The following is a 22,158-nucleotide window of genomic DNA, read 5'->3' as shown; positions in this document are numbered from 1 at the left end:
CAGAAGCGGGACTTGAAAAAATCCGCTTCCGCTGGTATATAACTCTCAAATTCTTGGTCGAACGAACAAGAGTGGGTCCGTCCGGTCCCGCTCTTTTTTGTTACTTAGAGCCAGGAAACAGAGGTTTTTCGACCCCTTCGAGAGGTTCAGAGTTGACGGAACAGGTTCAGGCAAACGAAGCAGAGACGCCGGCGGTGGATACGGGTGAACGCATCATTCGCGAAACGGGCATCGACGCGAAAGTGGCGGGCATTATTGAGCCAGTGCTCAATACGCTCGGCTTTCGTCTGGTGCGCGTACGTCTTTCCGGTCTCAACGGCCAGACCTTGCAGATCATGGCCGAGCGTCCCGATGGCACGATGACCGTGGACGATTGCGAGCTGGTCAGCCGTACCGTCGCGCCGGTGCTCGACGTCGAAGATCCGATCAGCGGCAAATATCATTTGGAAATCTCGTCGCCGGGCATCGATCGTCCGCTGGTGCGCAAGTCGGATTTCGCCGACTGGGCTGGCCATATCGCGAAGGTGGAAACCTCCATCGTACATGAAGGCCGCAAGAAATTCCGCGGTCGTATCGTGCTGGGCGATGCCGAGACGGTGGTGATCGAAAGCGATCAGGTGTCTTACGGCAACGAACCGGTCGTGCGCATTCCCTTCGATGTGATTTCGGATGCGCGTCTGGTCCTCACCGACGATCTGATCCGCGATGCGCTGCGCAAGGACAAGGCCCTTCGTGAAGGCCGCATCCCCGGAGACGATCTGGGCGATGCGCCGGAAGAAGCGGCGACAGAAGATACGGCTGACAAGAAATAAGCCGACGAAAAAAGTTTCAGGCATTCGGCGCAAGGAGAAGCCGGGTGCGACACCAAGGAGAGACCTATGGCAGTCAGTGCTAACAGGCTGGAGCTTCTGCAGATCGCCGATGCGGTCGCACGCGAGAAGTCGATTGACCGCGAGATCGTTCTTGCGGCCATGGCCGATGCGATCCAGAAGGCAGCGCGTTCGCGTTACGGTCAGGAAAGCAACATCCGCGCCGACATCAATGCGAAGTCGGGCGAGATCAAGCTTCAGCGTCTGCTCGAAGTGGTCGAGAATGTCGAAGACTACGCCACGCAGATTTCGCTGTTCACCGCACGCGACCGCAACCCGGATGCGCAGATCGGCGACTTCATCGCTGACCAGCTGCCGCCGATGGATTTCGGCCGCATTGCTGCCCAGTCCGCCAAGCAGGTCATCGTGCAGAAAGTGCGCGAAGCCGAGCGTGACCGCCAGTATGACGAATACAAAGACCGCGTGGGCGAAATCGTCAACGGCACTGTGAAGCGCGTCGAATATGGCAATGTGATTGTCGATCTGGGCCGTGGCGAAGCCATCGTGCGCCGTGACGAACTGATCCCGCGTGAAGCCTTCCGTTATGGTGACCGTATCCGCGCTTATGTTTACGACGTGCGTCGCGAACAGCGCGGCCCGCAGATTTTCCTGTCGCGCACCCATCCGCAATTCATGGCGAAGCTCTTCACCATGGAAGTTCCGGAAATCTATGACGGCATCATCGAGATCAAGTCGGTCGCCCGTGATCCGGGTTCGCGCGCCAAGATCGCCGTGGTTTCGCGCGATGCGTCCATCGATCCGGTCGGTGCCTGCGTTGGTATGCGTGGTTCGCGTGTTCAGGCGGTTGTGGCTGAACTGCAGGGCGAAAAGATCGACATCATTCCGTGGTCGCCGGATGCGGCTTCCTTCATCGTCAACGCGCTTCAGCCCGCTGAAGTTGCCAAGGTTGTTCTCGACGAAGATGCGGAACGTATTGAAGTTGTCGTCCCGAATGACCAACTATCACTTGCGATCGGTCGTCGCGGCCAGAATGTCCGCCTCGCATCGCAGCTCACCGGTTGGGACATCGACATTCTGACGGAGGACGAAGAGTCCGAACGTCGTCAGAAGGAATTCACCGAGCGTTCGAACCTGTTCATGGAAGCCCTCGACGTTGACGAAATGGTCGGTCAGGTTCTGGCTTCCGAAGGCTTCGCCTCGATTGAAGAACTGGCTTATGTCGAGCCGGGCGAAATCGCATCCATCGACGGTTTCGATGACGATACCGCTTCTGAAATCCAGCAGCGTGCCCGTGAATATCTGGATCGCCTCGAAGGTGAACTGGATGCGCGCCGCAAGGAACTCGGCGTCGAAGACGAACTGCGTGAACTGCCGAACCTCACCACCGCCATGCTGGTTGCTGTCGGTGAAGACGGTGTGAAGTCGATTGAAGACTTTGCAGGTTACGCTGTTGACGATCTCGTCGGCTGGCGTGAGCGCAAGGATGGCGACACTGTCGCTCATAGCGGCATTCTCTCGTCCTTCGATGTTTCGCGCGTCGATGCCGAACAGATGATCCTGACTGCCCGCCTCAAGGCTGGCTGGATCACGGAAGAAGAGCTGGCAGCAGCCGCTCAGGAAGAAGCCGAAGCGGAAGTCGAGGCTGAAGCCGGTGAAGAAGAAGCTGCTTCGTAAGAAGCGCTGAAAGTTCTGGAGCCGCATGGGTTCTTACGTCTGAAGCAATTCAGGCGTAAGCTGTGCGGCTTCAAGCATCTCCAGCAAAAGTGCGCAGCGGTTTTGTGTCCGGAGATGGGGAAACGGGTCTCATCTGCCGAATTCGGTCAGTCGGATCGGGTTTCAGTGGGCCTTGGACCACGTTTCGGGTTGTGGCGAAGCCCCGGCTCTGGTACAGCGCCACGCGTTGCGTTTGATATGTCGGGGAGGTTCCAAACCGCCCGATTTGAGAACATAACGGCGGAAGCGTTGCCAGTTTTGAAGTTGAGTACAAGTCCGTATATGGCAGAGCGGGAGTTTGCGTGGAGCAGGATATGAATGACAGAACCTGTATCGTCACGCGCGAAAGCGGTTCTGCCGATGACATGATCCGCTTTGTGGCAGGGCCAGACGGTTCCGTCGTGCCGGACTTGAAAAGAAACCTGCCAGGCAGGGGGTGCTGGGTCAAAGCCGAGCGCCGTCTGGTGGATGAAGCGATCAAGCGCAAGCTTTTTGCGCGGGCGCTGAAGGAAGGCGTGAAGCCGCAGGACGATCTTGGCGCGCTGGTCGACCAGCTGCTGACGAAATCCGCTCTCGGCAGTCTGGCTTTGGCGCGCAAGGCAGGCGCCGTGGTAACCGGCTCGACCAAGGTGGATCAGGCGATCCGCACGGGCGCGGCGGCCATGGTGCTGCATACCAAGGAAGCCGCAGCCGATGGCGTGCGCAAGCTTGATCAGGCAAGGCGCGCCGTGGTGCATCTGGATGGCCCCGATATCCCGGCCTTCACCCTTTTTACGGGAGAAGAAATGGATTTGGCATTTGGGGGCGGAAATGTGATACATGCAGCCGTGCTTGAAGGAAAGGCGGCTGTCGGGTTCGTTCAGCGGGCGCAATTGCTGCATCGCTATCGCGGTGAAAGCGCAACGAATTCGAATTAGAGCGTAATCCCGGAGGCTGGCAGGTCTCACACCGGATTGGGCGTAGAAGTGGATGACTGGAGCATTATCCAACCCGACCAGGTCGCGTTGGATAATGCTCGAGTAGAGCGGCCGGAGCCGCGAAGGAAACGGAACGTAATGAGCGATAACACAAACGACGACAAGACGCTGGGCGTCACCCCCAAGAAGACCCTGACCATGAAGCGGCCAGGCGTCGAGCAGAGCACCGTGCGCCAGAATTTCAGCCACGGCCGCACCAAGGCTGTCGTCGTTGAAACCAAGAAGCGCAAGTTCTCACGGCCAGACGACAAGCCGGAAGTGGAAGCAGCGGCTCCCAAGCCTGCAGCAGCCCCTGCCGCGCCCGTGGCTCAGCCGAAGGCACCGGCAGCACCCGCTGCTGCGGCCCCGGTTGCAAAGCCGCATGTCGCACAGCAACAGCAGCGCCCGGTGCAGCAGCGCCCCAATCAGCAGGCACCGCGCCCGCGCCCTGCCGATCGCTCCGGCATGGTGCTGAACACGCTGTCGCGCTCCGAAATGGATGCACGCCGCCGTGCGCTTGAAGAAGCGCAGGTGCGTGAAGTCGAAGAACGCGCCCGCGCCGTTGAAGAAGCCAAGCGCCGCGCCGAAGAAGATGCGCGCCGCGCCAAGGAACGTGAAGAATCCGCACGCCGTCAGGCCGAGGAAGAAGCCCGCCTCAAGGCTGAGGCCGAAGCACGCCGCAAGGCAGAAGAAGAAGCTGCCAAGCGCGTTCCGCAGCCGGAAGCACGGGGCGAACAGCGCACCGAGCGTCGCGACGATTCGCGTGGCGCACCGCAGGGCAACCGCCCGCAGCACGCTGGCCGTCCGCAGCAGGGCAATCGTCCGCAGTCGGGTGCACCGCGTCCGGCTCCGTCGCTTGCAGAAACCGCTCCGGGACCGGGCAAGCCGCTGCCGCAGAGCCAGCTTCGCAGGCCGGGCCAGTCTGGCGATGACGATGATCGTCGTGGCGGAAGCCCGATGGCAGCCCGTCGTGGCACCGCGGCCAAGCCGGAAGTGCGCGCGCCGAAGGTGGTCAAGACGGAAGACGATCGCCGTCGCGGCAAGCTGACGATCTCCAGCAATCTGGAAGACGAAGGCCGTTCGCGTTCGTTGTCGGCCATGCGTCGCCGTCAGGAAAAGTTCAAGCGTTCGCAGATGCAGGAAACGCGCGAGAAAATCTCTCGCGAAGTGACTGTGCCTGAAACCATTACGCTTCAGGAACTCGCACAGCGTATGACCGAGCGTTCGGTCGACATCATCAAGTACCTGATGAAGCAGGGCCAGATGATGAAGCCGGGCGATGTGATCGATGCCGATATGGCGCAGCTCATTGCTGAAGAATTCGGCCACACCGTCAAGCGCGTTGCGGAATCGGACGTTGAAGAAGGCATCTTCGGTGTTGCCGACAACGAGGCTGCGCTGGTTTCCCGTCCTCCGGTCGTGACCATCATGGGCCACGTCGATCACGGCAAGACCTCGCTGCTCGATGCAATCCGTCACGCCAATGTGGTGTCGGGTGAAGCCGGTGGTATCACACAGCATATCGGTGCTTATCAGGTCGAACAGAACGGCCAGAAGATCACCTTCATCGATACGCCGGGCCACGCTGCCTTTACCGCAATGCGTGCCCGTGGTGCGCAGGCGACCGACATTGCCATCCTCGTGGTGGCTGCTGACGACAGCGTGATGCCGCAGACGATTGAATCGATCAACCATGCCAAGGCGGCTGGTGTTCCGATCATCGTGGCGATCAACAAGATCGACAAGCCAACTGCCGATCCGCAGAAGGTTCGTACTGCCCTGTTGCAGCACGATGTCTTCGTGGAATCGATGGGCGGTGAAGTTCTCGACGTCGAAGTGTCGGCCAAGAACAAGATCAACCTCGACAAGCTGCTGGAAGCAGTTCTGTTGCAGGCTGAAATCCTTGATCTCAAGGCAGACCCGAAGCGTACGGCTGAAGGCGTCGTCATCGAAGCCCAGCTTGATCGTGGCCGTGGTTCGGTTGCAACCGTTCTGGTTCAGACTGGTACGCTGCATCCCGGTGACATTCTCGTCGCCGGTAGCGAATGGGGCCGCGTGCGCGCACTGGTCAATGACCATGGCGAGCATGTGAAGGAAGCCGGTCCTGCTATGCCGGTTGAAGTTCTGGGCCTTCAGGGCACGCCGCAGGCGGGCGACCGCTTTGCCGTGGTTGCCAATGAAGCCAAGGCGCGTGAAATCGCCGAATATCGTCAGCGTCTGGCCCGTGACAAGGCCGTTGCCCGCCAGTCCGGCGCGCGCGGTTCGCTCGAGCAGATGATGAGCCAGCTGCAGGTCAATGGCCTGAAGGAATTCCCGCTCGTCATCAAGGGTGACGTGCAGGGTTCGGTCGAAGCCATCATGACGGCTCTCGACAAGCTCGGCACCGACGAAGTGCGTGCACGCATCGTGCATTCGGGCGCCGGTGGTATCACGGAAAGCGACGTGTCGCTGGCCGAAGCCTCCAATGCCGCGATCATCGGCTTCAACGTCCGCGCCAACAAGCAGGCACGTGACGCTGCCGAACAGCAGGGCATCGAAATTCGCTACTACAACATCATCTACGATCTGATCGAAGATGTTAAAGCAGCAATGTCGGGTCTTCTGTCGCCAGAACGCCGTGAAACCTTCATTGGTAATGCTGAGATTCTTGAAGTCTTCAACATCACCAAGGTCGGCAAGGTTGCTGGTTGCCGTGTCGTTGACGGTAAGGTCGAACGTGGTGCAGGCGTCCGCCTCATCCGTGACAACGTGGTTATCCACGAAGGCAAGCTCAAGACGCTCAAGCGCTTCAAGGACGAAGTGTCGGAAGTGCCGATGGGCCAGGAATGCGGTATGGCGTTCGAAAACTACGACGACATTCGCGCAGGCGACACGATCGAAGCGTTCCGCGTCGAGCACATTACGCGCACGCTCTAATAGCTTTGGCCGGACCGTCCGACAGGGGCGGTCCGGCTTTTTAGAGCATAATCAGACCGGAGTGAAACGAGGATCGGTAAGATTATGCTTGAAATAGAAAAGCATTGAGCGCCGATCTGATTCATTCAGATCGAAACGCGCTCTAATGCCCGGTTCCGAGGGTCTGACTCCCATCTGAATTGTGGTAAGTTACGCCCATAATTTTCAAGCCGTGTCGTCGGACTGCCTGAGGGGCTGAACGTCGGTCGATGGCTGTTCATCGAGGATTTAGCTATGGCACGTTCCCCGGACCCAAAAGGCTCAGGCGGTCTTTCGCAGCGCCAGCTTCGCGTTGGCGAACAGGTGCGTCATGCATTGGCGCAATTGCTCCAGCGCAATGAAATCCGTGACGATCTGATCGAGCGCACCGTCATTTCCGTTTCGGAAGTGCGCATGTCGCCCGACCTGAAGATCGCCACCTGTTTCATCATGCCGCTTGGCAATGTTGACCCGCAGTCTATCGTCAAGGCCTTGGCCGCCAACGCGAAATTCATTCGCGGACGCATGGCGCCAGTCCTTGGCCAGATGAAATACATGCCGGAGTTCCGCTTTCGCTCCGACACGAGTTTCGACAATTTTTCGAAGATCGACGCACTTCTGCGTTCGCCGGAAGTGGCGCGCGATCTTGCGCATAACGATGAAGACGCTGGCGAGGATGAAACCTCCCGCAATGGAGACAAATAAAGCATGGCAAGACGGGGTAAGAAAAAAGGCCGTCCGGTTTCCGGTTGGGTTATTTTCGACAAGCCGAAAGGTATGGGATCGACCGAAGCGGTCTCGAAGATCAAGTGGCTGTTCAACGCCGAGAAGGCTGGTCATGCCGGCACACTCGACCCGCTCGCATCCGGCATGCTGCCGATTGCTCTAGGCGAAGCCACCAAGACCGTGCCTTATGTCATGGACGGAACCAAGGTCTATCGTTTCACGGTGACCTGGGGCGAGGAACGCTCGACCGACGACCTTGAAGGTCAGCCGACCAAGACCTCCGACAAGCGTCCGTCGCGTGAAGAAGTTGAGGCCCTGCTGCCGAACTATACCGGCCTCATTTCGCAGATCCCGCCACAGTTCTCCGCCATCAAGATCGACGGTGAACGCGCCTATGATCTGGCCCGTGAAGGCGAAACGGTGGAGATTCCGGCACGCGAAGTCGAGATCGACCGTCTGGAGATCGTCGAATTCCATAACGACAACCGCACCTCGTTCGAGGTCGAGTGCTCCAAGGGCACCTATGTGCGTTCGCTGGCGCGCGATATGGGCCGCGATCTTGGCTGCTTTGGTCATATTTCCGAACTGCGCCGCATCGAAGTCGCCCCGTTCACGGAAGAAGACTTTGTCACGCTCTCGGAACTGGAAGCCGTCTGGCCGCCGCTGCCGCCGAAAGACGAGGATGGCAATGTGCTCGAACCCGCGCCGCGCCGCGATTTTTCGGGCCTCGATGCTCTGGTGATCGATACGGGCGCTGCGCTCGATTGTCTGCCGCAGGTGCCGCTGACCGACGATCAGGCGCAGCGCGTTCGCCTCGGCAATCCAGTTATCCTGCGTGGTCGCGACGCCCCGCTGGAAGCGGACGAAGCTTGCGTCACGGCACGCGGAAAACTGCTCGCCATCGGCTATATCGAGCATGGTCAGTTCAAGCCGAAGCGAGTTTTCACTGCTACCTAAAAAGTCCTCGCAACTGCCGGGGCGTATTTGATGCTGGTATTCTTGCCGTTTTTGCACTATATGCCCCAACAGCGATCCCGCAGAAATGCAGATCAGATCGTGTAAGTTGGCCCGCGCTGGACGACATCCCGGCCTGGGCGTCTGTTTTTCCTCTCATCAAGAAAGGGTTTACGATGTCGATTACTGCTGAGCGCAAGCAAGCACTTATCAAGGAATACGCCACCAAGGAAGGCGACACCGGTTCTCCTGAAGTACAGGTTGCCGTTCTTTCCGAGCGTATCGCCAACCTCACCGAACACTTCAAGGGCCACAAGAATGACAATCATTCGCGTCGCGGCCTTCTGAAGCTGGTTTCGCAGCGCCGCCGTCTTCTTGACTATGTCAAGGGCGTGGACGCAGCGCGCTACCAGGCGCTGATCAGCCGTCTCGGCCTGCGCCGTTAACGGTAAATCGGGCGACGTGATGAACGTCGCCCGTTTGATTTTTAAAGCATTCCCAACAAGAGCGCGAAGCGGTTTGCGTAGGGTAATGCGGAGTAACAGAGAATAGGGCATATGCCCTTATTTCCCGCCCCGGACGAAACAAGGCCGGATCGGGTTGCCCGAGAGCCGAAAAGGCTCATGACTTGGACCCGTCATGGGGCAGGATTGCAGGTAGTTCGCTCTCCTCCGAGCTCCCCGTTGTCTTGCCCGTGGCCCGTCCGCCAACCACGGAAATGCCTTAGCGCCTGGCGCGGCGTCTCCCTATGAGGACAAGATATGTTCAATACCCACAAAGTGGAAATCGAATGGGGCGGTCGTCCGCTCACGCTCGAAACCGGCAAGATCGCGCGTCAGGCTGACGGTGCAGTTCTCGCAACCTATGGCGAAACCGTCGTTCTGGCGACTGTCGTTTCTGCCAAGGAACCGAAGCCTGGTCAGGATTTCTTCCCGCTGACGGTCAATTATCAGGAAAAGACCTATGCTGCTGGCAAGATCCCGGGCGGTTTCTTCAAGCGTGAAGGTCGTCCGAGCGAAAACGAAACCCTCGTTTCGCGCCTGATCGACCGTCCGATCCGTCCGCTCTTCGTCGATGGCTACAAGAACGACACGCAGGTTGTTCTGACCGTTGTTCAGCACGATCTCGAAAACAACCCCGACGTCCTGTCGATGGTTGCAGCTTCCGCAGCACTGACCCTTTCCGGCGTTCCTTTCATGGGCCCGATCGGTGGTGCGCGCGTTGGTTACATCAACGGCGAATATGTTCTGAACCCGAATATCGACGAAATGCCGGAATCGAAGCTCGATCTGGTTGTTGCCGGTACGGCTGATGCCGTGCTGATGGTTGAATCGGAAGCGCAGGAACTTTCCGAAGAAGTCATGCTCGGCGCCGTCGTTTTCGGCCAGAAGAGCTTCCAGCCGGTGATCGACGCGATCATCAAGCTTGCTGAAGTTGCTGCCAAGGAACCGCGCGACTTCCAGCCGGAAGACCTGTCGGACCTCGAAGCCAAGATGCTGGCCGTTGTGGAGAACGACCTGCGCGACGCTTACAAGATCACCGAAAAGCAGGCTCGTTACGTTGCTGTTGACGCTGCAAAGGCCAAGGCGAAGGCTCACTTCTTCCCTGAGGGCGTTGAAGAACCGGAATTCTCGGCTGAAAGCTTTGCGACTGTCTTCAAGCACCTGCAGGCGAAGATCGTTCGCTGGAACATTCTCGACACGGGCAACCGTATCGATGGCCGCGACCTGAAGACCGTTCGTGCAATCGTTTCGGAAGTTGGCCTTCTGCCACGCACCCACGGCTCGGCGCTGTTCACCCGCGGCGAAACGCAGGCGATCGTTGTTGCCACCCTCGGTACCGGCGAAGACGAACAGATGATCGATTCTCTGACCGGTACGTACAAAGAATCCTTCATGCTGCACTACAACTTCCCGCCATATTCGGTTGGTGAAACCGGCCGTATGGGTTCGCCGGGCCGTCGTGAAGTTGGTCATGGCAAGCTCGCATGGCGCGCTATCCACCCGATGCTGCCAGCTGCCGAACAGTTCCCTTACACGATCCGTTCGGTTTCCGAGATTACCGAATCCAACGGTTCTTCCTCGATGGCGACCGTTTGCGGCACCTCGCTCGCTCTGATGGACGCCGGCGTTCCGCTTGCACGTCCGGTTGCCGGTATCGCCATGGGCCTGATCAAGGAAGGCGAGCGTTATGCTGTTCTTTCCGATATTCTCGGCGATGAAGATCACCTCGGCGACATGGACTTCAAGGTTGCCGGTACTGAAAACGGCATCACCGCACTTCAGATGGACATCAAGATCGACGGTATCACCGAAGAGATCATGAAGGTCGCTCTGGAGCAGGCCAAGGGTGGTCGCATTCATATTCTCGGCGAAATGAGCAAGGCTCTGTCCACGTCGCGTGAAGAACTCGGCGAATTCGCTCCGCGCATCGAAGTGATGAACATCCCGACCGACAAGATCCGTGATGTTATCGGTTCGGGCGGCAAGGTCATCCGCGAAATCGTGGAAAAGACCGGCGCCAAGATCAACATCGAAGACGACGGCACGGTGAAGATCGCTTCGTCGAACGGCAAGGAAATCGAAGCCGCCAAGAAGTGGATTCACTCGATTGTTGCTGAGCCGGAAGTCGGCGAAATCTACGAAGGCACGGTCGTCAAGACCGCCGACTTCGGCGCTTTCGTGAACTTCTTCGGCCCGCGTGACGGTCTGGTTCACATCTCGCAGCTGGCTGCCGACCGCGTTGCCAAGACCACCGATGTGGTCAAGGAAGGCCAGAAGGTCTGGGTCAAGCTCATGGGCTTCGACGAACGCGGCAAGGTTCGCCTGTCGATGAAGGTCGTCGATCAGGAAACCGGCAAGGAAGTCGTTGCTGAAAAGAAGGCAGAGGCAGACGCTGAATAAGCCCTGCATCGCTTATGAAATCGGAAAGCGCGCCCTCGGGCGCGCTTTTTTGTTGTTTCACGGGAATCATAGGGGTCGTGCGGACTTTTCGGATGCGATCTTGCGGGTTAAAGAACGATCATGATGACACCGGCACAGAAAACACTCTTCCTTCCCTTCGAGCAGGGCATTCTCGATACGCCCGAAGATGGGCAATCCTTTCTCGCATGCGGCCTTTTCGCCGACCGGCTTCTCGATCCTGAATGGAAGCAGATCCTGACTTGCCTGCAACCATGGCGCCCCGATTTTCTGGCGCTGGGCAAGGAAGGCTTTCGCGCAGAGCCGAGATTGGCCATAGAGAGCCGTTTTAACGGCGGGCTGCTCCTGCTCGGAAAACACCGTGGACGCAACGAGGCGTGGTTCTCCGAGCTTTTGGCGCGTGTTCAGCCGGGCGGGTGGATCGTCGTTTGCGGGGACAAGAAGCTTGGCGTCGATAGTTTCCGCAAATGGGTGGGCAATATCGCCGAAATCAGCGACCGGATGTCAAAGAACCACGCGGTGGCCTTCTGGCTGCAGCGTCCCGCCGATCTGGACGACGACTTCATCGCGGCGCTGCGCCCGCTGGAAAGCGCAATTGATGATGTGTTCCGCACCGAACCGGGCATGTTTTCGCATGGCGCCATCGACAAGGGCTCGGCGCTGTTGGCCCCGCATATGGAAAAGATCGTGTTCGGCAATGTAGCGGATTTTGGCGCGGGCTGGGGTTATCTCGCAGCGCAGAGCTTGAAATATGCCGACCGCATCAAGTCCATCGATCTGTTCGAGGCGGATTATGAGGCGCTGGAGGCCGCACGCGGCAATCTGGAGCGCCTGGGCGCTTCGGTGCCGATTTCCTTCAACTGGTTCGATATTACCAGCGAGAAGGTGACCGGCATCTACGATACCGTCATCATGAACCCGCCCTTCCACGAAGGGCGCGTGACGGATGTTTCGCTTGGCCAGAGCTTTATCTCGGCTGCAGCGTCGCGGCTGAAGCCGGGCGGTCGCCTGCTGATGGTCGCCAACCGGCAGCTGCCTTATGAGGTGACCCTCAAGGGCCTGTTCAAGTCGGTGACGACACTGGAAGAAGCAGACGGTTTCAAAATCTTCGATGCGAAGAAGTGAAACAAAAAAGCCGCTCCGAAGGGCGGCTTTTTTGTTTCCGGAATACTTATTCGCCGCGTTCGGCGTCAGAGCTTTTCAACTCTTCCAGCGTCGGCATCGAAACGATGTTGTAGCCGGAATCCACATAATGGATTTCGCCGGTCACGCCGCTCGACAGATCGGACAGGAGATAGACAGCCGATTTGCCGACATCGTCGATGTCGACCGTGCGGCGCAGCGGCGAATTGCGGCGCTGATAGCTGAAGATCGCGCGGGCATCGCCGATGCCTGCGCCAGCCAGCGTGCGCACCGGGCCAGCCGAAATGGCGTTGACGCGGATGCCCTGCGGGCCGTAATCGGCAGCCAGATAGCGAACCATGGCTTCAAGCGCCGCCTTGGCAACGCCCATAACGTTGTAGTTCGGGATCGTGCGGGTCGAGCCGCCATAGGTCAGCGTCAGGATCGAACCGCCGTCCTTCATCAGCCTTTCAGCGCGCTGCGCCATTTCCGTGAAGGAGTAGGCGGAAATCACCATGGTCCGGCTGAAATTATCGCGCGTGGTGACGTCTGCGTAACGGCCCTTCAGTTCGGTCTTGTCGGAAAAACCGATGGCGTGAACGATGAAATCGAGCTTGCCCCACTTCTTCTCGATTTCGGCAAAAACCGCATCGACCGTAGAAATGTCTTCGACATCGCAGGGCAGGACGAGGTCCGAGCCGACCTGTTCGGCCAGCGGCTTCACGCGCTTGCCCAGCGCATCGCCCTGATAGGTGAAAGCGAGTTCCGCGCCCTGTGCGGCCAGTTGCTTCGAGATGCCCCATGCCAGAGAATGATTATTCGCGACCCCCATGATGAGGCCGCGTTTTCCTTGCATCAAACCTTCCATATTCCCCTCTCCCTCAGCTCTGGTAGCGCTGGAAAACCAGCGTCGCATTGGTGCCGCCAAACCCGAAGGAGTTGGAGAGCACGGTATTGAGCTGAGCATTATCGATGCGCTTGCGGACGATAGGCATGTCCGCGAAGGCAGGGTCCAATTCTTCGATATGCGCGCTTTCGCAAATGAAATTATTCTGCATCATCAAAAGCGAATAGATCGCTTCCTGCACGCCCGTTGCGCCCAGCGAATGGCCGGTCAGCGACTTGGTCGCGGCAATCGGCGGGCAGGCGTCGCCCGAGCCGAACACCTGACGGATGGCGTCGATTTCCGGCGCATCGCCAGCTGGCGTCGAGGTTGCGTGCGGGTTGATGTAGTCGATCTTGGTCTTGACGGTCGAAAGCGCCATCTTCATGCAGCGGATCGCGCCTTCACCGGACGGAGCGACCATGTCGTAGCCGTCGGAGGTTGCGCCATAGCCGACGATTTCGCCATAGATCTTCGCGCCGCGTGCGAGCGCGGTTTCGAGATCTTCCAGCACCAGAACGCCAGCGCCGCCTGCAATCACAAAGCCGTCACGGTTCTTGTCATAAGCGCGTGATGCGGTGGCAGGCGTGTCGTTATACTTGGTCGCCATCGCGCCCATGGCGTCGAATAGCACCGAAAGCGTCCAGTCGAGATCTTCGCAGCCGCCCGCAAACATGCGGTCCTGCTTGCCATACTGGATCATCTCGAACGCATTGCCGATGCAATGGTTGGATGTCGCGCAGGCCGAAGAGATCGAATAGTTGATGCCCTTGATCTTGAAGAAGGTCGCCAGCGTCGCGGACGCCGTCGAGCTCATGGCCTTCGGCACGGCGAACGGACCGACGCGCTTCGGCCCCTTTTCACGGGTGATGTCGGCGGAATCAACGATGGTGCGGGTGGAAGGACCGCCCGAACCCATGATGATGCCGGTGCGGTCGTTGGAGACTTCGTCTTCGGAAAGACCCGCATCGGCAATCGCCTGATCCATGGCGATGTGATTCCAGGCGGTGCCGCGACCGTGGAAGCGCATGGCGCGACGGTCCACGAGGGATTCGACATCGATCTTCGGTGCGCCATGCACCTGGCAGCGGAAACCCAGTTCGGCATATTCTTCCGCACGCGAGATGCCGGATTTGGCTTCGCGCAGCGAGGCCGTCACCTCTTCGGTGTTGTTGCCAATCGAGGATACGATCCCCATACCCGTTACGACCACACGCCGCATCGCGTTCTCCTTTACACCTTTGCTCGTCGAGCGGCAGTCGCTTGGGTCAAGACTGCCTCGTCGCCGTTACATAGGTGCGATCTTCGCATGTTTTGAGCGCGACCGCATAAAAACTGTTCGTTTTTGCCGTCGCGCCCGTGAATAATGGTTGGTTCAGACGATTATTGTCCGTCGCCTTCCTTTGAAAGGCCGACGCGCAGATCGGTGGCCTTGTAGATGGTTTCGCCATCGGCTTTCAGCCAGCCATCGGCGGTGCCGAGCACAAGACGTCCGCGCATGACGCGCTTGAAGTCGATGCCATATTCGAGAAGCTTGGTGTGCGGGCGCACCATGCCCTTGAATTTCACTTCGCCGGTCGAAAGCGCCATGCCGCGGCCCGGTTCGCCGAGCCAGCCAAGGAAGAAGCCGGTCAGCTGCCACATGCCGTCAAGGCCGAGGCAGCCCGGCATGATCGGGTTGCCCTGGAAATGGCATGGAAAATACCAGTCGTCAGGGCGCACGTCGTATTCGGCGCGGATATAGCCCTTGCCGAACTCTCCACCGGTTTCGGAAATATCGGTGATGCGGTGCACCATCAGCATTGGCGGCAGGGGAAGCTGGGCATTGCCGGGGCCGAACATCTCGCCGCGCCCGCAGCTGAGGAGTTCTTCATACCCGTAGCTTGATTTCTGTTCTGCCATTTCGCCTCCCTTGAGGTTTATTCGCTATCGGCCGGCAATCCGGCCCGGTTGTCATTCGGAACGGTTTTAGCGCAAACGCCCAAACCGCTCTATCTCTTTCTGGTCGTCAAGTCGGAACACCCCTATCACAGACTGGTTCCCGTACAAAACCTTAGCGACCATAAAAATATGCAATGGATTTTCCCGAAAAAACGGGCAAACTCCAAGCCTATTGATACTTATTTCGCAACGGCATATATCAATGTCAGTATGCAATGGGCAACAGCCCGTTCAATCTTTGACGAATTTGCTACAAGCTTGTAACGGAACCAGCGGTGAATATGCAGTCTACACATACCCACTCGACGGTCTCTATGGAAGAACGGCTCCGCGATTGCGGCCTGCGTCCGACGCGCCAGCGCGTTGCGCTTGCCAGTCTGATTTTTTCGCAAGGTGATCGCCACCTGTCCGCTGAAGACCTCCACGAACAGGCGGTCATGGCGGATGTGCCGGTGTCTCTCGCTACCGTTTACAACACATTGCACCAGTTCACGGAAGCCGGAATGCTCCGCATCATCGCGGTGGAAGGCTCCAAGACTTATTTCGACACGAATATTTCGGACCATCAGCACTTCTTCCTCGAAGGGGAAAATGTCGTGTTCGATATTCCGCATGGCGAACGCGGCCAGCCGACAGTTGCCAATATGCCCGACGCACCGGAAGGCATGGAAATCGTCAATGTGGACATTATCGTTCGCCTCCGTCGCAAGACGCAGTGACAGTTCGATCCTGACGGATTACTGATAAGCGGCTTCGGCCGCTTTTTTGTTAGCTGCCATAAAGTTCTTGCCAGAAACAGCGAAAGCGGGTTGAATAAAACGGTTCCGAAACAATCCTTGGTGTAGAGGATAGCGGATGCCGGTTGAGATGAAGCCGATACAGGCACTGACATTGCTGAAGACCCTGTCGCTTGGGCAGATACGTGACGAGATGCCAGATCTCACGACGCGGCAGACCGCTATTCTTCTGACAATCTATCTGGAGCCGCCGCCGCATACGGTGCGGGGGCTTGCGGCAAAACTGGATGTCACCAAGCCGGTGGTCACGCGCGCGCTCGACACGATGGGTACGCTCGACCTTCTATCCCGTCATCGTGATGAAAAAGACCGGCGAAATGTGCTAGTTAAGAGAACTGTCGCCGGTGCGCTTTATGTTGAACGACTGGGCGATCTGGTGATCGCCAAAGCCAGAGAGTTACCTTTATGAGTGTCTGCCCATGAGTTCCGATGTGACCACGCTCGACCGCCGCCTCAATGCCTATCGCGCCGATCTCGCCGATGAGCGATTGAACGACCGGGTGCAGGCGACCCGCTTTATAGCCGGAACCGAAATGCAGGTGACCGCGCCGGTGGTTGACCTCCGGTCGCAGCCGCGCCCGGACAGCGGACCCCAGACCCAGATCATTTTTGGCGACACGGTGCGCGTTTTCGAGGAAATGGACGGCTGGTGCTGGGTGCAGGCCGAGCGTGACGGTTATACGGGTTATGTCTCGGCGTCGTTCATCGAAAAACCGCAGGGCGAAGCCACCCATATGGTCATCGTGCCGCGAACTTTTATCTATCCCGGCTCCGATTTGCGTTTTCCGCACACGCAGGCGCTGTCGCTTGGTTCACGCGTGCGGATCGTCGGCGCTGCCGAAACGCGCGGCACTCCTTATGCCGTGCTGGAAAGCGGCGAGGCGATGATTGCAAGCCATCTGGCGCCAATCGGCGAACACGTTGCCGACTATGTGGCCGTGGCGGAAACGCTGTTGCATACGCCCTATCTTTGGGGCGGCACGTCCGGCTTCGGCATTGATTGTTCCGGTCTGGTCCAGCTTGCCATGTGGGTCGCGGGCCGCAAGGTTCTGCGCGATTCCGACATGCAGCAAAATACGCTGGGCACGGTGGTGGAGCCGAATGCGGATTATTCCAATCTCCAGCGTGGCGATCTTGTTTTCTGGAAGGGGCATGTCGCGATCTGCGCTGCGCCCGACATGCTGATCCATGCCAGCGGTCACACCATGACCGTGACGCTGGAACCGTTGCAGGATGCAATCAAGCGCATCGCTTATCTCTATGATCTGCCGACGCTGATCCGCAGACCCTGATTGCGCAGCGACTGCTTTAAACAGGTCCATGAAAGGTCGGGCCGATGACGGGAAACAGGATGTTTCAAGGTGCAGGCTTTGTCGCCATGGCGCTTGGTCTTGCTGTCCTCATCCCTTCAGCGGTTTCATCCGAAAGGATAGCGCGCGTGACCATTCCCGCTTCGCCAGCCGCCTTTGCCGAAGTCAACGGTATCGAAATGTATTACCGGATCGTCGGTAAGGGACCGCCGATCCTGCTGATACCGGGCGGTCTGTCCGACCAGCATGTCTGGGATGCGCAACTGCCGATATTGGCGCGTCATCATACGGTGATCGTCGCCGACAGTCGCGGGCAGGGGCGTTCCACCCGCACGACTGAACCGCTCACTTATGGCCTGATGGCTGACGATTATGTGGCGCTCATGGACTTTCTGCATATCGACAAGGTCGATCTGGTGGGCTGGAGCGATGGCGGCATTATCGGGCTCGATATCGCCATGCGTTACCCTGAGCGCCTGAACAGCCTGTTCGCGCAGGCTGCCAATGTCTCACCTGAGGGCAATACCGGCTATATCGAAGCGATAGCTGAGGGACGGCCCATCCCTGAACTTCGCCACTACGAAAGCATCGACAAGGAAATTCATGCGCTCTGGGCGAATGAACCGAACTATACCGATGAAGACCTATCACAGATAAAGGTGCGCACCGCCATCGTGATCGGCGATCACGATACAGCCGTCACGCGTGAACATACGGAATTCATCGCCAGCCAGATTCCCGGTGCAGAACTGATTATCCTGCCCGATTCAGGCCACGGCGTGCCGGTGGAAAATCCCCGGCTTTACGCCCACACGGTTCTGAAATTCATTGATGGAAAAACGAACAGCCGAACTTAAACCCGGTTTGGAAGAACCCGATCCGGCGTCCGATGTCCGTCGACGAAGGCCTTGATATTGATGATGACCTTGTCACCCATATCGATGCGGCCTTCAATCGTGGCTGAACCCATATGTGGCAGCAGCACGACCTTGCCCTTTTCGGCAAGCGCCAGCAGGCGCGGATTGACCGCAGGTTCGTTCTCGAACACGTCCAGCCCGGCACCGGCGATGCGGCCTTGCTCGATCAGATCGATCAAGGCGTTTTCATCGATGATCTGGCCCCGCGCCGTGTTGACCAGATAGGCCGTCGGCTGCATCAGCGCGATGCGACGGGCCGAGAGCAGATGAAATGTGGCCGGCGTCGAAGGGCAATTGACCGAGATAATGTCCATGCGGGCCAGCATCTGGTCGAGGCTGTCCCAATAGGTCGCTTCCAGCTCTTCCTCGACCTGCGGGCTGACGCGCTTGCGATTGTGATAATGGATCGACAGGCCGAAAGCCTTGGCGCGGCGCGCCACGGCGGTGCCGATACGGCCCATGCCGACAATGCCGAGGCGCTTGCCCCAGATGCGGCGTCCGAGCATCCATGTCGGCGACCAGCCTGGCCATTTGCCATCGCGCTCGTTCAGCACATTCGCGCCTTCCACAAGGCGGCGCGGGGCCGACAGAAGCAGCGCCAGTGTCATGTCGGCGGTATCTTCGGTGAGCACATTCGGCGTGTTGGTTACGGTAATGCCGCGCTTTGCAGCGGCGGCTACGTCGATATTATCGACGCCATTGCCGAAATTGGCGATCAGCTTGAGATTGGGTCCCGCCTGTTCAATGGCGGCGGCGTCGATCACATCGGTGATGCAGGGCACGAGAACATCGGCCTCTTTCAGCGCGGCGATGATTTCCGGCTGGGTCATACGGTGGTCGTCTATATTGAGACGTGCATCGAACAATTCCCGCATTCGGGTTTCCACCGGGTCCGGCAGTTTTCTCGTAAGAACGACCAGCGGCTTCTTTTTGTTCGACATCTCCACCCCGTTTTCTAAGCCCGCTTCCGGGCGAACTTCTGTGCTGAAGCTTCATGTTGAGACCTCCTTAACCAAGAAGGTGCAATATGGGATATTGCTTCGGCTGCTCATCTCTATCAAGGCGGCGGGGCAAAGACAAAGAAAAACAGGACCGATAAACAAGACGGTCGCGATGCCGGACAGCCCCCGCCGTTTTACGCTTCCGCTGAAGGCATGACCGTCTTGAGTAAAGAACAGGACGGCGAGAGGCGCAGTGAATAGAGTACTTCCCCAAAGGTTTTTGGCTCAGAGCATCTCGGTAAAGCGCTTTTTCATGGCCTTTGCGGCGTGTCTGGGGCTGCTGTTCGCGGCAGCGCCGATCAGCGCGCATGCAGCCGAAACGGAAGCAACTGGCACCGCCACGGGCGCAAGCGGACTGCCTGTGCCGCGCTTCGTCAGCCTCAAACCGGCGCGCGTCAACCTGCGCATCGGGCCGGGGCGCGACTATCCGGTATCGTGGCTGTTCATGAAGGCCGGGCTGCCGGTCGAGATCATTCAGGAATATGACAACTGGCGGCGTATCCGCGATGCCGACGGCACAGAAGGCTGGGTCTACCAGTCGCTCCTGTCCGGCAAGCGCACAGCGATCACCGCGCCCTGGCTGAAGAACGACCAGGGCAAGATGATCACCATGCGCCGCGATGCCAATGATACGGCAGCAGTCGCTGCCGATATCGAACCGGGTGTTGTCGGCACCGTGCGCCAGTGCACCGGTCAATGGTGTCGCATGGATGTCAGCGGCGTGCGCGGCTGGATCAAGCAGTCGGAGCTATGGGGTGTTTATCCCGGTGAAGCCTTCGATTGATAAACATCAAGCGTAGCGTTCCTTGAGCAGCAGATAGAGCGCACGGATCGCCTGCGCTTCACCGCCGACCGGTGAGGCGGGTTTTTCCCCCGGCACCCAGCCGAAAATATCGAAATGCGCATGCGCCTTTGCTTTTTCGACAAAGCGGCTGAGGAACAAGGCTGCCGTCACCGATCCGGCAAAACCGTCAGTCGTGACATTATTGATATCGGCAATGCGTGACGACAGTTTTTGCGCATAGGGCTGCCAGAGCGGCATGCGCCACAGCGGATCGGCGGTTTCCTCGGCCTTGGCGGCAATGGCTTCCGCCAGCGCATTGTCATGGGTGAAGAACGGTGGCAGGTCAGGACCGAGCGCCACACGCGCTGCACCGGTCAGGGTCGCCATATCGATCAGCAATTCCGGTTCTTCCTCGTCGGCCAGCGCCAGAGCATCCGCCAGCACCAGCCTGCCTTCCGCATCCGTATTGCCTATTTCGACGGTCAGTCCCTTGCGGCTTTGCAGAACATCGCCCGGACGGAACGCATTTCCGGCAATTGAATTCTCGACCGCCGGGATTAGTACGCGCAACCGCACGGCCAGTTTTGCGCCCATGACGATGGCGGCAAGGCCGAGCACATTGGCAGCGCCGCCCATATCCTTTTTCATGAGCAACATGCCGCTTGCGGGCTTGATATCGAGACCGCCCGTATCGAAGCAGACGCCCTTGCCGACCAGCGTGACCTTCGGATCGCTTTCCTTGCCCCATGTGATGTCGATCAGACGTGGCGCAATCGCGCCTGCGCGTCCGACCGCATGGATCATCGGGAAATTCTGTTCCAGAAGAGCATCGCCTTCCGTGACGCTCACCTTCGCGCCATGTTCGCTGGCCAGTTCGCGTGCGGCTTTTTCCAGCGCGTCCGGTCCCATGTCGTTGGTCGGCGTGTTGATGAGATCACGCGTGAGTGTAACCGCTGCGGCGATGCGCTTCGTCTCGGCTTCATCAACACCGCTTGGCAGAGCAAGACGGATTGTCTTGCCATTTGCCTTGCGGTAGCGCGAGAAATGATAGCCGCCCATCAGGAAGGCGAGCGCCGCCAGCCCGGCCTCGTCGCCAGCATTTTCGAAATGCCAGTCACCTTCCGGCAGGCTGCGTGCGAGTTTGCCTGCAAGCAGTTGCGACTGACCACCTTTGGCACCGTCGCCAATGCCGAACAGCGCGCCGGAGATCGCGCCGTCCGGTCCCGGCAGAACCAGAACCTTGCCCGCCTCTCCGTCGAAATCATGGGCTTTCGCCCAAGCGATCACCGGGGCAGGAAGCGTGTTTTCTTCCAGTTGCCCCTTTTTCGTAAACCAGATTGGACGGCTTTGTTCCGACTTTTGGGCAATGAGTTCGACAGACATGGCACTCTTTCCGATCAAGGCAGTTTTGAAAACAGATAGAGTGCTTCGCCTCGTTTGAAAACAGGTGCATGCAGGACTTGTTAACCAATCATTAGGGTTAACAGATTATTGATGAACGGAAATCGGGCTTGATGGACCGGGGCGTAGCGCCGGTCGATATTGGAGGCGGGATGCTCAACATCGGTGTAATGGGCGGCGCTGGTTTCCGCCTTGGCGTGGCTTCTATCCTTTCAGCGCTTGTCCTCACCGGCTGCAACACGGTGGACCGCACTACGACAGGATCGGTGCGACGCGTCGAAACCGCAGCCACTTTCGATCACATGAACGACGCACAGCTTGCCGCGATGGCGGGCCGTCTTGGCGCGCAATATGAGCGCAACCCCAAGGACCGTGGCACAGCGCTCAATTATGCAGGCGTGCTGATCCGGCTTGGACGCAACGATCAGGCTCTGGCCGTCATGCGCGCGCTGGTCATCACCTATCCGAAGGATCAGCAGGTCCTCGCCGCCTATGGCAAGGCGCTGGCCGGTGCGGGTCAGTTCGACACCGCACTTGATGCCATCCGCCGTGCGCAGAACCCGGCCTATCCCGACTGGAAACTCGTCTCCGCCGAAGGTGCCATTCTCGACCAGATGGGCAATCGGGATCAGGCCCGCGCCATGTATCAGAAGGCGCTACAGATCAAGCCGAACGAACCGTCGGTACTCTCCAATATGGGCATGTCCTATCTTCTCGCCGGTGATTCCAAGGCGGCAGAAAACTATTTCCGGCAGGCGTCTGTTCTGCCTGGCGCGGATAGCCGCGTGCGTCAGAATCTGGCGCTTTCAGTCGGATTGCAGGGGCGTTTTCAGGAAGCGGAAACCATTGCCGCGCAGGAGCTTTCGCCGCAACAGGCCAAGGCCAACACGGATTATCTGCGTTCCATGCTGGCGCAGCAGAACTCCTGGAACATGCTCAAGGACAAGCCGAAGGGCTGACGTTCTTAC

The 22,158-nt window shown here is 58.6% G+C and carries 21 protein-coding genes; 16 read left to right on the top strand and 5 right to left on the bottom strand.

What is annotated here, in order from left to right:
• The first annotated feature begins 152 nt into the window (after window positions 1–152).
• The 9 genes from rimP to WIX40_RS13775 all read left to right on the top strand — a co-directional run bounded on the left by rimP (window position 153) and on the right by WIX40_RS13775 (window position 12,159).
• Window positions 153–812 carry a ribosome maturation factor RimP gene (rimP, locus tag WIX40_RS13815; RefSeq protein ID WP_339440261.1) on the top strand — a complete coding sequence of 220 codons (660 nt, stop codon included), beginning with the start codon at window positions 153–155 and terminating at the stop codon, window positions 810–812.
• Window positions 813–878: 66 nt separating this feature from the next.
• On the top strand, window positions 879–2,504 hold the full coding sequence (gene nusA / locus WIX40_RS13810; protein ID WP_109370105.1) for a transcription termination factor NusA: 1,626 nt from the start codon (window positions 879–881) through the stop codon (window positions 2,502–2,504).
• Window positions 2,505–2,857: 353 nt separating this feature from the next.
• Window positions 2,858–3,460, top strand: coding sequence for an RNA-binding protein (locus WIX40_RS13805; protein WP_109370106.1), 603 nt, complete (start codon window positions 2,858–2,860; stop codon window positions 3,458–3,460).
• A 138-nt stretch (window positions 3,461–3,598) separates the two neighbouring features.
• Entirely contained in the window at window positions 3,599–6,415 is a 2,817-nt protein-coding gene (gene infB / locus WIX40_RS13800) for a translation initiation factor IF-2 (protein WP_339440258.1), read from the top strand.
• Between the two features lie 273 nt (window positions 6,416–6,688).
• Window positions 6,689–7,138 carry a 30S ribosome-binding factor RbfA gene (gene rbfA, locus WIX40_RS13795; RefSeq protein WP_109370108.1) on the top strand — a complete coding sequence of 150 codons (450 nt, stop codon included), beginning with the start codon at window positions 6,689–6,691 and terminating at the stop codon, window positions 7,136–7,138.
• Between the two features lie 3 nt (window positions 7,139–7,141).
• On the top strand, window positions 7,142–8,116 hold the full coding sequence (truB, locus tag WIX40_RS13790; RefSeq protein WP_339440257.1) for a tRNA pseudouridine(55) synthase TruB: 975 nt from the start codon (window positions 7,142–7,144) through the stop codon (window positions 8,114–8,116).
• A 173-nt stretch (window positions 8,117–8,289) separates the two neighbouring features.
• Window positions 8,290–8,559 carry a 30S ribosomal protein S15 gene (gene rpsO, locus WIX40_RS13785; RefSeq protein ID WP_109370110.1) on the top strand — a complete coding sequence of 90 codons (270 nt, stop codon included), beginning with the start codon at window positions 8,290–8,292 and terminating at the stop codon, window positions 8,557–8,559.
• A gap of 315 nt (window positions 8,560–8,874) precedes the next feature.
• Window positions 8,875–11,016, top strand: coding sequence for a polyribonucleotide nucleotidyltransferase (pnp, locus tag WIX40_RS13780; RefSeq protein WP_109370111.1), 2,142 nt, complete (start codon window positions 8,875–8,877; stop codon window positions 11,014–11,016).
• A 120-nt stretch (window positions 11,017–11,136) separates the two neighbouring features.
• Window positions 11,137–12,159 carry a class I SAM-dependent methyltransferase gene (locus WIX40_RS13775; RefSeq protein WP_339440254.1) on the top strand — a complete coding sequence of 341 codons (1,023 nt, stop codon included), beginning with the start codon at window positions 11,137–11,139 and terminating at the stop codon, window positions 12,157–12,159.
• Between the two features lie 46 nt (window positions 12,160–12,205).
• Here the strand turns inward: WIX40_RS13775 and fabI are convergent, their stop codons facing one another.
• The 3 genes from fabI to fabA form a co-directional block, all read right to left on the bottom strand.
• On the bottom strand, window positions 12,206–13,024 hold the full coding sequence (gene fabI, locus WIX40_RS13770) for an enoyl-ACP reductase FabI (protein WP_109370113.1): 819 nt from the start codon (window positions 13,022–13,024) through the stop codon (window positions 12,206–12,208).
• Between the two features lie 13 nt (window positions 13,025–13,037).
• Window positions 13,038–14,261 (bottom strand): beta-ketoacyl-ACP synthase I, encoded by a 1,224-nt coding sequence (gene fabB / locus WIX40_RS13765; RefSeq protein WP_109370114.1) that lies wholly within the window; start codon window positions 14,259–14,261, stop codon window positions 13,038–13,040.
• A gap of 161 nt (window positions 14,262–14,422) precedes the next feature.
• Complete coding sequence (gene fabA / locus WIX40_RS13760) at window positions 14,423–14,941, bottom strand: 3-hydroxyacyl-[acyl-carrier-protein] dehydratase FabA (RefSeq protein ID WP_121537008.1); 519 nt, start codon at window positions 14,939–14,941, stop codon at window positions 14,423–14,425.
• Between the two features lie 320 nt (window positions 14,942–15,261).
• Here fabA and irrA point away from each other — a divergent pair, with 320 nt between their 5' ends.
• The 4 genes from irrA to WIX40_RS13740 all read left to right on the top strand — a co-directional run bounded on the left by irrA (window position 15,262) and on the right by WIX40_RS13740 (window position 17,944).
• Window positions 15,262–15,699 (top strand): iron response transcriptional regulator IrrA, encoded by a 438-nt coding sequence (gene irrA, locus WIX40_RS13755; protein ID WP_109370116.1) that lies wholly within the window; start codon window positions 15,262–15,264, stop codon window positions 15,697–15,699.
• A 136-nt stretch (window positions 15,700–15,835) separates the two neighbouring features.
• Window positions 15,836–16,186: a MarR family transcriptional regulator gene (locus WIX40_RS13750; RefSeq protein WP_109370117.1), complete on the top strand. Its 351-nt coding sequence runs from the start codon at window positions 15,836–15,838 to the stop codon at window positions 16,184–16,186.
• Window positions 16,187–16,196: 10 nt separating this feature from the next.
• Complete coding sequence (locus WIX40_RS13745) at window positions 16,197–17,069, top strand: C40 family peptidase (RefSeq protein WP_339440250.1); 873 nt, start codon at window positions 16,197–16,199, stop codon at window positions 17,067–17,069.
• A gap of 44 nt (window positions 17,070–17,113) precedes the next feature.
• On the top strand, window positions 17,114–17,944 hold the full coding sequence (locus WIX40_RS13740) for an alpha/beta fold hydrolase (protein WP_235858893.1): 831 nt from the start codon (window positions 17,114–17,116) through the stop codon (window positions 17,942–17,944).
• Here the strand turns inward: WIX40_RS13740 and WIX40_RS13735 are convergent.
• The gene (locus tag WIX40_RS13735) at window positions 17,941–18,945 is read right to left on the bottom strand and encodes a 2-hydroxyacid dehydrogenase (RefSeq protein WP_109370120.1); all 1,005 of its coding nucleotides are present in this window, start codon (window positions 18,943–18,945) and stop codon (window positions 17,941–17,943) included. The two genes, WIX40_RS13740 and WIX40_RS13735, sit on opposite strands and share 4 nt — an antisense overlap.
• A 40-nt stretch (window positions 18,946–18,985) precedes the next feature.
• Here WIX40_RS13735 and WIX40_RS13730 point away from each other — a divergent pair, with 40 nt between their 5' ends.
• Both WIX40_RS13730 and WIX40_RS13725 read left to right on the top strand, forming a co-directional pair.
• Window positions 18,986–19,162 carry a hypothetical protein gene (locus tag WIX40_RS13730; protein WP_180917932.1) on the top strand — a complete coding sequence of 59 codons (177 nt, stop codon included), beginning with the start codon at window positions 18,986–18,988 and terminating at the stop codon, window positions 19,160–19,162.
• A gap of 96 nt (window positions 19,163–19,258) precedes the next feature.
• Entirely contained in the window at window positions 19,259–19,789 is a 531-nt protein-coding gene (locus tag WIX40_RS13725; protein ID WP_109370347.1) for an SH3 domain-containing protein, read from the top strand.
• Window positions 19,790–19,795: 6 nt separating this feature from the next.
• On the opposite strand, the gene WIX40_RS13720 is transcribed toward WIX40_RS13725, so the two are convergent.
• A complete protein-coding gene (locus WIX40_RS13720) occupies window positions 19,796–21,172 on the bottom strand; it encodes a leucyl aminopeptidase family protein (RefSeq protein ID WP_339440246.1) in 1,377 nt (458 codons plus the stop codon).
• Window positions 21,173–21,342: 170 nt separating this feature from the next.
• Between WIX40_RS13720 and WIX40_RS13715 the strand changes: the two genes are divergently transcribed.
• On the top strand, window positions 21,343–22,149 hold the full coding sequence (locus WIX40_RS13715; RefSeq protein ID WP_109370348.1) for a tetratricopeptide repeat protein: 807 nt from the start codon (window positions 21,343–21,345) through the stop codon (window positions 22,147–22,149).
• Window positions 22,150–22,158 lie beyond the last annotated feature (9 nt).

This window comes from Ochrobactrum teleogrylli, assembly GCF_037482325.1.
In the GTDB taxonomy this organism is placed as follows: domain Bacteria; phylum Pseudomonadota; class Alphaproteobacteria; order Rhizobiales; family Rhizobiaceae; genus Brucella; species Brucella teleogrylli.
Note: the sequence above shows the minus strand (reverse complement) of the source record. Positions and strands in the feature narration are given on the sequence as shown.

Coding starts and splice junctions, on each gene's coding strand:
- nusA (WP_109370105.1), top strand. CDS start 879: ATGGCAGTCAGTGCTAACAGGCTGGAGCTTCTGCAGATCGCCGATGCG.
- WIX40_RS13805 (WP_109370106.1), top strand. CDS start 2,858: ATGAATGACAGAACCTGTATCGTCACGCGCGAAAGCGGTTCTGCCGAT.
- infB (WP_339440258.1), top strand. CDS start 3,599: ATGAGCGATAACACAAACGACGACAAGACGCTGGGCGTCACCCCCAAG.
- rbfA (WP_109370108.1), top strand. CDS start 6,689: ATGGCACGTTCCCCGGACCCAAAAGGCTCAGGCGGTCTTTCGCAGCGC.
- truB (WP_339440257.1), top strand. CDS start 7,142: ATGGCAAGACGGGGTAAGAAAAAAGGCCGTCCGGTTTCCGGTTGGGTT.
- rpsO (WP_109370110.1), top strand. CDS start 8,290: ATGTCGATTACTGCTGAGCGCAAGCAAGCACTTATCAAGGAATACGCC.
- pnp (WP_109370111.1), top strand. CDS start 8,875: ATGTTCAATACCCACAAAGTGGAAATCGAATGGGGCGGTCGTCCGCTC.
- WIX40_RS13775 (WP_339440254.1), top strand. CDS start 11,137: ATGATGACACCGGCACAGAAAACACTCTTCCTTCCCTTCGAGCAGGGC.
- fabI (WP_109370113.1), bottom strand. CDS start 13,024: ATGGAAGGTTTGATGCAAGGAAAACGCGGCCTCATCATGGGGGTCGCG.
- fabB (WP_109370114.1), bottom strand. CDS start 14,261: ATGCGGCGTGTGGTCGTAACGGGTATGGGGATCGTATCCTCGATTGGC.
- fabA (WP_121537008.1), bottom strand. CDS start 14,941: ATGGCAGAACAGAAATCAAGCTACGGGTATGAAGAACTCCTCAGCTGC.
- irrA (WP_109370116.1), top strand. CDS start 15,262: ATGCAGTCTACACATACCCACTCGACGGTCTCTATGGAAGAACGGCTC.
- WIX40_RS13750 (WP_109370117.1), top strand. CDS start 15,836: ATGCCGGTTGAGATGAAGCCGATACAGGCACTGACATTGCTGAAGACC.
- WIX40_RS13745 (WP_339440250.1), top strand. CDS start 16,197: ATGAGTTCCGATGTGACCACGCTCGACCGCCGCCTCAATGCCTATCGC.
- WIX40_RS13740 (WP_235858893.1), top strand. CDS start 17,114: ATGACGGGAAACAGGATGTTTCAAGGTGCAGGCTTTGTCGCCATGGCG.
- WIX40_RS13735 (WP_109370120.1), bottom strand. CDS start 18,945: ATGTCGAACAAAAAGAAGCCGCTGGTCGTTCTTACGAGAAAACTGCCG.
- WIX40_RS13725 (WP_109370347.1), top strand. CDS start 19,259: ATGGCCTTTGCGGCGTGTCTGGGGCTGCTGTTCGCGGCAGCGCCGATC.
- WIX40_RS13720 (WP_339440246.1), bottom strand. CDS start 21,172: ATGTCTGTCGAACTCATTGCCCAAAAGTCGGAACAAAGCCGTCCAATC.
- WIX40_RS13715 (WP_109370348.1), top strand. CDS start 21,343: ATGCTCAACATCGGTGTAATGGGCGGCGCTGGTTTCCGCCTTGGCGTG.